At 57.6% G+C, this 10,141-nt stretch carries 11 protein-coding genes; 9 read left to right on the plus strand and 2 right to left on the minus strand.

Features of this window, described 5'->3' with window-relative positions; genetic code table 11:
* Window positions 1-53: 53 nt before the first annotated feature.
* A complete protein-coding gene (locus QWY74_RS00165; protein ID WP_290313525.1) occupies window positions 54-1,880 on the plus strand; it encodes an SEC-C domain-containing protein in 1,827 nt (608 codons plus the stop codon).
* A 54-nt stretch (window positions 1,881-1,934) separates the two neighbouring features.
* On the opposite strand, the gene QWY74_RS00170 is transcribed toward QWY74_RS00165, so the two are convergent.
* Window positions 1,935-3,293 (minus strand): AmpG family muropeptide MFS transporter, encoded by a 1,359-nt coding sequence (locus QWY74_RS00170; RefSeq protein WP_290313526.1) that lies wholly within the window; start codon window positions 3,291-3,293, stop codon window positions 1,935-1,937.
* Window positions 3,294-3,453: 160 nt separating this feature from the next.
* On the opposite strand from QWY74_RS00170, the gene rfaH reads away from it, so the two are divergent.
* Both rfaH and QWY74_RS00180 read left to right on the plus strand, forming a co-directional pair.
* The gene (gene rfaH / locus QWY74_RS00175; RefSeq protein ID WP_264826769.1) at window positions 3,454-3,996 is read left to right on the plus strand and encodes a transcription/translation regulatory transformer protein RfaH; all 543 of its coding nucleotides are present in this window, start codon (window positions 3,454-3,456) and stop codon (window positions 3,994-3,996) included.
* A gap of 34 nt (window positions 3,997-4,030) precedes the next feature.
* Complete coding sequence (locus QWY74_RS00180; RefSeq protein WP_290313527.1) at window positions 4,031-4,537, plus strand: FKBP-type peptidyl-prolyl cis-trans isomerase; 507 nt, start codon at window positions 4,031-4,033, stop codon at window positions 4,535-4,537.
* 233 nt (window positions 4,538-4,770) lie between these two features.
* On the opposite strand, the gene QWY74_RS00185 is transcribed toward QWY74_RS00180, so the two are convergent.
* A complete protein-coding gene (locus QWY74_RS00185) occupies window positions 4,771-5,730 on the minus strand; it encodes an integron integrase (protein WP_290313528.1) in 960 nt (319 codons plus the stop codon).
* Window positions 5,731-5,943: 213 nt separating this feature from the next.
* Between QWY74_RS00185 and QWY74_RS00190 the strand changes: the two genes are divergently transcribed.
* The 6 genes from QWY74_RS00190 (at window position 5,944) to QWY74_RS00215 (ending at window position 9,785) form a co-directional block, all read left to right on the plus strand.
* A complete protein-coding gene (locus QWY74_RS00190) occupies window positions 5,944-6,837 on the plus strand; it encodes a DUF2971 domain-containing protein (protein WP_290313529.1) in 894 nt (297 codons plus the stop codon).
* A gap of 109 nt (window positions 6,838-6,946) precedes the next feature.
* Window positions 6,947-7,267, plus strand: coding sequence for a DUF4258 domain-containing protein (locus tag QWY74_RS00195; RefSeq protein WP_290313530.1), 321 nt, complete (start codon window positions 6,947-6,949; stop codon window positions 7,265-7,267).
* A 2-nt stretch (window positions 7,268-7,269) separates the two neighbouring features.
* Window positions 7,270-7,488: a hypothetical protein gene (locus QWY74_RS00200; RefSeq protein ID WP_095617284.1), complete on the plus strand. Its 219-nt coding sequence runs from the start codon at window positions 7,270-7,272 to the stop codon at window positions 7,486-7,488.
* Window positions 7,489-7,579: 91 nt separating this feature from the next.
* Window positions 7,580-8,830: a hypothetical protein gene (locus QWY74_RS00205; protein WP_290313532.1), complete on the plus strand. Its 1,251-nt coding sequence runs from the start codon at window positions 7,580-7,582 to the stop codon at window positions 8,828-8,830.
* Between the two features lie 104 nt (window positions 8,831-8,934).
* Entirely contained in the window at window positions 8,935-9,339 is a 405-nt protein-coding gene (locus QWY74_RS00210) for a hypothetical protein (RefSeq protein ID WP_290313533.1), read from the plus strand.
* Window positions 9,336-9,785, plus strand: coding sequence for a hypothetical protein (locus QWY74_RS00215; protein WP_290313534.1), 450 nt, complete (start codon window positions 9,336-9,338; stop codon window positions 9,783-9,785). Before QWY74_RS00210 ends, QWY74_RS00215 begins: the two co-directional genes overlap by 4 nt.
* Window positions 9,786-10,141: the final 356 nt, after the last annotated feature.

Genomic DNA, 10,141 nt, shown 5'->3' on the forward strand with positions numbered 1-10,141 from the left:
GCCGGCACGCAGCTGTTAGACTGTGGCGTTTTCCGAACGTGTTGGAGACAGCGATGCTGGCGGTATGGGTAGAGCAGTTGCTGGGGTTCGCGTCCGGAGCATTGGGAGCCATACGCGAGGATGAGCGCTATCCCACCCTGATGGCCTGGGCGCGGGAAGAGGGTCCAGCGCACTTCGAGGGCGATCTGGCCACGGCCCAGGCCCTGGCACCGGAACTCTGGTCCCAGACGCCGCTGGAGCGGCTGGACTTTGCGTGCGAGCCGCTGGCCCGGCCGGGCGACAACGAGCCCTGCTGGTGCGACTCCGGACTCAGGATGCGACACTGCTGCGGCGCCGTGTCGCTGCCCGGGCATGTGCCCGGCCACCTGATGTGGATGCTGTCTCTGCGCGAATGGAAAGGCGCGACGCTCAAGGCGGCGCTGGCCAGTGGGCTGGCGCCATCGCAGGCGCTGCTCGAGGCCGGCCTGATTGCCGGCGAATCCGGCCAGCGCGGGCGCGCCCAGCAGACCCTCGAAGCGGTCTTCGACAACCCCGACTGGGGCAACCTGCCCGATCAGGCCGAGCCGGCTTTCGAGATTCTCGTCGACCTCTATCAGGAGCGGGGCTTCAACCGCAAGCGCCAGGCCCTGCTGGATGCCGTCTTCCAGCATGGCCCCCTGTCCCTGCGCGGCGTTGCCCTGGAGCGGCTGTGTCTACTGCATCTCGACAACGACGACCTGGACAGCGCCCGGGCGGCCTTCGTGCGCGCCCAGCAGGCACTGCCCGACTCGCCGACCCTGGCCTACATCGAGGCCATGTTGCTGCTCCACGAGGGCAACGAGGCGGAAGCCGCCGAGCGTTCACGCTTCTGGTATCGGCGCCTGGCCCGGCAGGGCGACCTGGAGCCCGAGCAACTGGAGTTTCTGGCCGAGCTGGCGGCCAACCCGGGAGCTACCCTGGCCGAACAGCTGCTCAACGCCGAGGCCGACCTGGCCGAACCCCTTGTGTCCCTGCAGGCCCTGATGCACGAGCTGGCCGAGGCCCCGGCGCTCGAATTCCAGCTCGACGAAGACGGCCTGACCTATCACGCCAGTGCCCGGGACACGACGCATTACGCGGCCTTTCAGGCGGTGTTCGTTGCCCAGGTGGACCAGGAAGCCCTGCTGGGCTTCGACAGCGACCCCTGGTTGCAGGCCGAGGACTGGTTGCCGGCCCTGTGCGCCAACCCGGAATGGCTGGACTCGCCCGCCGTGGTAGAGTCGCTGGCGCTGGCGTTGACCAGCCGCTTTGGCAGCCTGCCGTGGATGGCGCCCAGCCTTTTCGAGCCCCTAGCTCGGCGCCTGGATGGTTGGCTAAGTCAGGCTCAGGCGTGGCAGGGCTCGGCGATGGTTTGGGAAAACGCCGACAACGCCGTACTCCTGCGCACTGGCCTGGCGCTGGTGGTTGGCATGGAGCGCGGTGCTCGGCAACACTCTCGCCAGCTCGCCGAGCGACTGCTGGCGCTGGATGATCAGGACAGCCTGGGCCTGCGCGAGCTGGTGCTCGACCAGCTGCTGCGCGAAGGGCGCAACGACGAGGCCCTGACCCTCAGTGGCGAGGCCATGGCCGATGATCAGGTGGAGCCCGGCGCCATGCTGGGCATGATGATGGGCCAATTGCTGGCGCTCTACCGGCTGGAGCGCTATGACGAAGCCAGCGAGCAGTTGCAGCGGATACAGCAGCATAATCGCCATGTACTGGCACTGCTGTGCAACGAGTCGCCGGCCGAGCCTCCCGGCAGCGACAGCGAGGCGGCGCCCGGCACCCGGGCCGAGGCCTGGCAGTATCGCACCCTGATGCGCGACCAATGGCGCAACACGCCGGGCGCCCTGGAGTGGCTGAGCGCCCGGGACCCGAGCTGAGCCTCTTCCCGGCAGGCTCGGCAGGCCCGGCCCAGGGCACCGGGAGCCCGGGGGTTACTGGGCGACGGCGCCCTTGAGCAGGGTGCCACGGCGAATCCAGATGGCCAGCAGAATGGCCGGCACACCCAGCGCCGAGGCCAGCAGGAAGAAGCTAGCGTAGCCCTGAAAATCGACCACCAGTCCACCGAAGCCACTCAGGAACTTGCCGGGCAGTGTCATCAGCGAGGAAAAGAGCGCGTACTGGGTCGCCGTATAGGCCCGCGAGGTCAGGCTCGACAGGAAGGCGATGAAGACGGCACTGGCCAGACCGTTGGACAGGTTGTCGCCGATGATGGTGACGACCAGCATCACCAGGTTGTCGCCGGTGGACGCCAGCAGCACGAACAGCAGGTTGGTCAGCGCCGTGGCCGTGGCCCCGAAGACCAGCATGGTGCCGACCCCGTAGCGTGCCACCAGCACCCCGCCGAGCAGACCGCCGAGAATGCTCATGGCGATGCCGAAGATGTTGGTCACGCTGGCGATGGTGTCCAGCGAGAAGCCCAGATCGATATACAGCGGATGCGCCATCGAGGCCATGGCCAGATCGCTGATGCGGAACACTGCCACGAACACCAGCAGCCACAGCGCCTGGCGCCGATAGCGCACGAAAAAGTCGGTGAACGGGCAGACGATGGCCCCGATGATCCAGGCCCCCAGGCGCCGCAGCCAGGCCGGCTTGCCGCGGCTGGCGCGCAGGAAAGCGCGTACCCGGGGCTCGTGAATCAACTGCGTGGTCAGCGAGAGACGCGCCGGCTCCGGGCGGATCAGCACGGTGAGGGTGCCGACCAGCACCAGCGCCGCCATGCACAGATAGGCCGCCTCCCAGGACACCGCCGAGGCCACATAGAGGGCGCCGGCCCCGGCGGCAATCAGGCCGCCGCGATAGCCGACGATATAGGTCGAGGCCATGGCCGCCTGCATGTCATCCGGCGCCGACTCGATGCGAAAGGCATCGATGGCAATGTCCTGGGTCGCCGAGCCGAAGGCCACCAGCAGCGAGAAGATCGCCACCTGGGTGAGATGCCCCACCGGATCGGTGAGCGCCAGGCCCACCAGCCCCAGGGCGATCATCGATTGGGCCAGCAGCATCCAGCCACGCCGCTGGCCGAACCAGCGGGTCAGGCCGGGCAGGGCCAGCCGGTCGACCACCGGCGCCCAGAAGAACTTGATCGAATACAGCATGCCGATCCAGGCGAAGAAGCCGATGGCGGCGACCTCGACACCATCACTGCGCAGCCAGGCGGTGAGGGTGGAAAACACCAGCAGAAAGGGCAAGCCGGCCGAAAAACCCAGGAACAGCATGGTCAGCACGGGCGCCCTGAGATAGATCGCCAGGGCATCAGACCAGCTGCGGTGAACGGAAGGTGTCGGCATGGCGCGGGCTCTCCTTGCGGCGTGCCTGAGCGACCCTCGCGGGGCCGATCAACAATGTTAGAATACGCCTTGATGCGGGGCAGGAAGGATCCCCACCGGGCGCGTGCCCGATTGTTGCAGAGCACCGCCGGCGATACCAGCCGCAACGACCAGGAGCAACATGAACGACCACAGCCCATGCTCGAGCGAGGAAGATGATGCCGTGCCGCGCTGGTATGTAATCCAGTGCAAGGGCGGGGAATCCTTCCGTGCCGTGGAACACCTCGACAACCAGGGCTTCGAGATCTTTCACCCGGTGCTGGAAGTCCAGAAAAAGCGCCGCGGCAAGCTTACCTGGGTCGTCGAGCCGCTTTTCCCCAATTACCTCTTCATCCGACTGGACAAGCTGGCCAGCAACTGGCGGCCCATCCGCTCCACCCGGGGCGTGCTGAAGATCGTCACCTTCGGCCTGCAATCACCCGTGCCGGTGCACGACGACCTGGTGGAAGCCCTGCGCGCCAACGCCGGCCCCCAGGACGACAGCTCCGCCAACGTCTACTTCCGCGCCGGCGAAGCCGTCGAGATCACCTCCGGCCCCTTCAAGGACCTCCAGGCCGTGTTCGAGACCCACAAGGGCGAAGACCGCGCCATCGTGCTGCTCGGCATGCTGCACAAGCAGCAGCATCTGGAAATGCCCGTCCGCCAGCTGCGTCGATGCGACTGACCGATACCCAACTAGATATTCCGAGGAGATAGCCATGCGTGTCGCGCCGCAACGAGTCGTCACCTTTCACTATGTACTCAGCGACGCCCAGGGCCAGACGCTGGATGACTCCCGGGCCCGCGACAAGCCGCTGGAATACCTGCACGGCCACGGCAACATCATGGCCGGGCTCGAGGAAGCCATGCTCGACAAGGCGCAGGGCGACGAGCTCAGCGTGACCCTGGCCCCCGAGCAGGCCTACGGCGTGCGCGACGAAAGCCTGGTGCGCGAAGTCGGCCGCGAGGCCTTCCCCAACAACGACCTCCAGGCCGGCATGCGCTTCCAGACACCCGGCGACGACGGCCCGGAAATCGTCACCGTGCTCGAAGCCCGCCCCGACAGCGTGCTCATCGACACCAACCACCCGCTGGCCGGCCACTCGCTCACCTACCGGGTCACGCTCCTCGACATCCGCGACGCCACCCGCGCCGAACTCGCCAAGGGCCACCCGCTGCCCCCCGGCACCACGCCCGAAGAAGTCGAAGACAAGAAGATGGTCTGACACTTGGCGGTTAACTCCCGTTCATTAAAATGGCGGCATGTACCAACGCATCCCGCCATTTTTTGTTACGACGCTTTACAGTCAAAAGCCGGGATGATTAGGCTTGAAATCGAAGGCACCGAAGAGTGCTGGATAAATGACAATATCAACACGCAAGGGACTACCGCACAGAGAGCAGGGCGCTTTCGCTACATGCAGGTATATGGCGGTAGCGTGCCTGAATCCCGAGCAAATCACCCCAGAGGGCCGCGAATCCCTGCAAATTCGTTGCCTAGCACATGCGTATAGATCTGGGTCGTCTCGACGCTTTTATGGCCGAGCAATTCTTGAACCGTGCGGATATCCGTACCCTGACTCAGCAGTTGTGTCGCGAAACTGTGCCGCAGTGTATGGCAAGAGCCGGGACGGGGCAGTGCAGCCGCTCTCATTGCGTGTTTGACCGCCCGTTGCACAGCTGAAGGGTGAATGTGGTGAAGCACCAACTTTCCCGTATCATCGAAACAGGGACGACTGGCAGGGAAAAGCCACTGCCAGGCCAGTGATATTCCCGCTGTGGGATACTTGCGATCCAAGGCATGTGGCATGGTGACCGGCACAGCTTCGTGCTGTAGGCGACACTCGAGCTGATCCCTGGCTGAACTGATGTGGTGTTGTATTGCGGGAATACAGGTGGAGGGCAACAAGGTAGTGCGGTCCTTATCGCCCTTGCCGGCCCGAATCGTGAGTACCTGCCGATCGAAGTCGATATCGCGTACACGCAGGCGGCAGGTCTCGAGTACCCTCAATCCCGCGCCATACATCAGACTCGCCATGAGGTGCATCGGATCCGAGAGGTTATCCAACACTCGCATAACCTGGTCGTGAGAGAGTACGACCGGGAGTCGGCGGGGACGCTTGGCGCGTGAGAAATCACCAATATCGCCCAATGGCTGCTCCAGGACGTGACGATAAAGAAATACGAGTGCATTCAATGCCTGGTTCTGAGTAGCCGCCGCGACATGCCGCTGTGTTGCCAGGTGTTCGAGAAAGGCATGCACTTCGGGTCCGCCCATGCTTGCAGGGTGGCGCACCCCGTGGAATCGTATGAAAAAGCGAATCCAGTAGCAGTAGGTCTGCTCGGTTCGGGGACTGTAGCGCTTCACCTGCATGGTCGCCTTGACCCGGTCCATCAGCTTTGGGGTCTTGCCGTGCATGGCCACACCTAAACGGTTATGGATGTATATACAGTATTATTGTGAAAAGCAAAACGCGCAAGCACGCGAATCCGGCTTAGGCTGAACGAATGCAACCGTTGTCTTTAAAATCAGATAGTTAATTAATTCAGATAAGAATATTGAACGTGCGTGATCGTTCAAGTGAATAAACGAACGCGCTATCTAATACCTGTTAACACTCCAGGAGAGACTGTGGCTCTATACAAGTATTTGACATTTGAGAATACGTTGAGAGTTTTAGATGGGAGTGTCAGGTTCACTCAGCCGGGGGCTTTCAATGATCCGTTTGAAATGGTTCCGGAATTACATGTTCCGAAAGATCTCGAATCTAATGAGATATCTATCAGGTTTGATGTTCTTGCACCCAGAAGGCAACCGAGTGTTGGGGAGTTAGCAATTGACTTTGAGTCTGACTATTGTAATGACTTCAACTCTAGAAGGATTCTAAGCTCGCTCAATCAGTCCATTGGTATTCTGTGCTTGTCTAAAAACGAGTCATCTCTACTAATGTGGTCACATTATGCTGAGGAGTATTCAGGAGCTGTTATTGAGTTTGATGAAGAGCATGAATTTTTCGCGGGCCTATTTGATATAGAGTATCGAGAGAATAGACCTAAAAAGGATATCAGCTCCTATTTAAATGGTGAATCTCCAATTCCTATAGCGGAGCTTTGCGTAAAGCCGAAGGACTGGGAATACGAAAAAGAACATAGAATCGTTAGAAATCTCTCTGATTGCACAAAGGTTAGCGAACATAACGGCTTTCCGGTTTATGTAATGGATATTCCCTTAGAAACGATAAAGTCTATTACTCTTGGCGAAAGAATGCCTGTAGAGAATCAAAGAGATATCTGGCATAAGGTCAAGAATACAAAAATCGCATTGAATCTCGCTGCTATCGCAAACTGGGGATACGAGTTTAGAAAAGAGTCAATTAAATATGATCTTCCTGCTTCTGAAATGAGACCTTTGATTAGCCCAAGAACAGCTCATATATTTTCTGATCTCGAAAATGAGTTTGGCGAAATGGCTCGCTGGATGATAAAAGAGCATAAGTTGAGCGGTGTTGCCAACCACACGCTGTAAAGTGTTAACAAGCGCATGTTGTCGGACTGGTTTTCCGCTGCGCTCCAAACCAGCCGCAAATGCGAGCGTTATGCGGAAATGAAACTGAGAGTGGTTCGGACAATTCAGAGTGAGTGATTTGCTGGTGCGGTTGCAGGAACTGGTTGAGGGGGATGAGGTTCGGGTATCCGAGCACGGATACGATGAGCTGGTAGATGATGGGATCACGGCTCGTGAAGCGGTCACCGGGGTATTCGAGGCAATAGTAGTAGAGGATTATCTGAACTATCCGAAGGGGCCAAGCGTGCTACTGTTACAGAAGGATAGAGGCGGTGCTCCGATACATGTCGTATGGGGAATCCCCAAAGGATATGACAAACCTGCCGTTTTGGTTACCGCCTATAGGCCGGATCCGGCTCGGTGGGATGAAGATTTCATGAGGAGGAAGTAGCCATGGCACAGCGGGTTAAGACAAAGTATGTGCACGAGGGCAAGTATGTTGCTGAGGTAGAAGTAGCGCTGATTGAGGACAATACCCAGTGGTCTCCTTACCTCAGCGTCGACGATGCATACAAGCTGGATGATGTACGTGATGCCCTTCGCGAAGGCGATCTCGATGCAGCGGCGCGATATGGGCGAATTTATGAGATGCGGCCAGTAGCCTCCCAGTAACTGCATAACCTGGCGCTCGAAGCGACGCTCGCAAAGCTCGCGCGCCTCAGCTCAGCGTTGGGCGGTAAATACAAACATTAGGAGACGATAGATGGAGGATTTAAGTATTGGTATGTGGAACGGGATTATCTTCCTCGCTGGCGTGGTCGTGTCCGCGATCATCACAGCAGTTGTAACTCGCCGGTGGCGGCGTGCACGGCCTGCAGTCCAGATTCTTTCAATTAATCTCGGGCCTAAAATGCCGACCGAGCAAGAGTTGGTCGATATCGATTTCTCGTTGATTCAACGTGAGCGGGCTTCCCCGATCCTGCCAGCTTTGAAACAACAAATGAGTGTAAAGGATCTCCAAGAATTCATCTCTAAATCAAACACAGCCCTGACGGCCCATCGCTCGATCCTTGCTCACATTGAAGATCTCTTGGCGAAACCTCATATCTTGGAGGCGAGTGAGTCCAAAGATCAGCAGAGAAAGTCGCTGCTGCGGGAATGGCAAGCTTTCGGAGCGGAAATCGAAGCCCTCGGCCATGCCGCAATCAAGCACTTCGAGTCAGAGGTTCCTGCCATCTTGAAGCAACCCCATCCGGATGCTTGGCAGGATGTAAAAAGAGCCCGTGTAAATCTTACAGAAAATCAAGCGTACAACCTCGCAGAGATTGATGTTGAGGCTGAGACTGAGCGTAGGTTGAAGCAAAGCAAAGAGGATCAATCGCCTGAGGGATTGAGGGGTCACCTCGAGGCAATGAATATAATGCGGCGACTATGGATTCACCTCGAAGAGGAACACGTTCGCTGGCTTTTTGGTAAAGTAATAAAATTGGCGCAAGGTCTTGACGAAGCTGCTTCAAGCTTGATTACAGACGTCGAACAGACGCTACGAGGGGAAAGCCGAGAGTATTTGCGGGTCGAAGTTCTCATTTCGAACGATGGTGCCCGAAACCTGATAGTCCACCAATACGCCTCTTTAGCCGCTCCGATCGCTGAGGATGAAGAAGAGCCATACGCTCTCATCCCAATGGAGTTGGAGGCAAGAGAAAACCAAGCAGCGTTTGTAGATTTGGTCGAGGGTAACGATGCCAAACGACTTACATATTATTCTACAGTATCGACGGAAGATCACCTGCCAATAGTTTCAAAGAATGGCTCAAAGACACTAATGCCAGGGCGTCTTCACGGAATATTCGCTGCACAAACGGTGGCGTGTCGCTTTGGATGTACGATTCAACCCTTCGGTGATAAATCGGCAAACTTCATGCTCTCGGACCGGTGGATGATAGGAGCCGACGTTGGAGTGCGGTTGAGGAAAGATCTTGAGCAATTCGTTTTCCAGCGAATCGAGCAGTGAGGCCTATGCCCAACAATCGGCTGCACAGCGACCGCTTTTCCGCCGCGCTGCGGCTCCAAACCGGCGCGTGAGCCGGGCGTTAGAGGCTTTCTAGTTGAGTTCATATGACTGACAAAATCGTACGAGACCGAGAGCTCTCTGACACGCAGCTGGTGCCAGATCTTCTCACTGGAACTGACATCGGAACTTGGCAGGCGGAATACCTTCTCCGGGAAGTTGAGTTTGAGCGGCTGATGCATGGAAAACCTGTCACCTACAATTGGGCGAATAGCATCGCTCTGGCCACTTTTGGTTTTTGCCTTAATATTGGAGCTAAAGGTTACTCAGACATTTCTCGCGTTAGTTCAGGTGAGTGGGTTGCGCTCGCTGCCGGTTTTGGCATAGCTGCCATTCTATATCTTATTGGCTTGGCCTTACCCGATCGAAGGAAAGAGGTGATCAAGAATATTAGAGACCACTTTGAACAGGCTCCAACCAAACGACAAGTATTTAAAGGAGAGAGTGAATGATCACCAAGAATAACCTCCCAGAAGGATTTACCCCTTATCCCTCTCTTGTGGTCTGCAGTAATACCATTTCTGGTGGTGGCCACGTTGTGGCTGCTGGAGAAATTCTGCCATTGCTTGTCGGCAAAGGCGATAAGCCCAAAATTTGGTTGCAGGCGGTTGAAGATGCGAAGGAAAAGCGTTTTATAACAATCGTTGAAGCGTCAGTCTCTCAGCATGCAAGAGTGAAAGTGTACGAAGACGAAGATCATCTTAAAATTTTAGTTTCAGGTGACCTGATCTTGTCCGTGAAAAGCTCTGATTCCGAACAGGCAATTATCGACCAACTCGATTTCCGACCGATCGGACTCAATATGCAGGGCGATAGTTCTGGCCTCTCTGTGGGGGGGAGCGTGTTCTCAGGTAATGCAATGCACGGCGGAGGCGCTTTTATTGGTCTCGGAGGTTGATTCCAGGGCCTGCTCTAACAAGGCCAAGCACGGCGACGGCTTTTTCGTTGCGGCTGCGCCTCCACTACAAAGCCGCGCGTGTTGGCGGCGTTATAGGCCGAGCATCGCCGAAGAAGGAGAAAAATTATGAGTCCCGAACATTTTGGCTGGGGCGGTTGGTGGGTGTTCCCCGTAGTCATGCCGCTCATAATGATCATTTTTCTCATTGTCTTTATTTACATTGTTTTTGGTCGAGGTGGACCCAAGCTGCCGTGGTGGAATAACTCTGAAGGACCGTCGCACCACAAGAAGGGGCGGATGCAGGTTCTGAGTGCAACACCGTCAATGTGTCGATGATGGAGCCTCATGGTACTTCG

This window comes from Halomonas almeriensis, assembly GCF_030409235.1.
GTDB classification, from domain to species: Bacteria; Pseudomonadota; Gammaproteobacteria; order Pseudomonadales; family Halomonadaceae; genus Halomonas; species Halomonas almeriensis.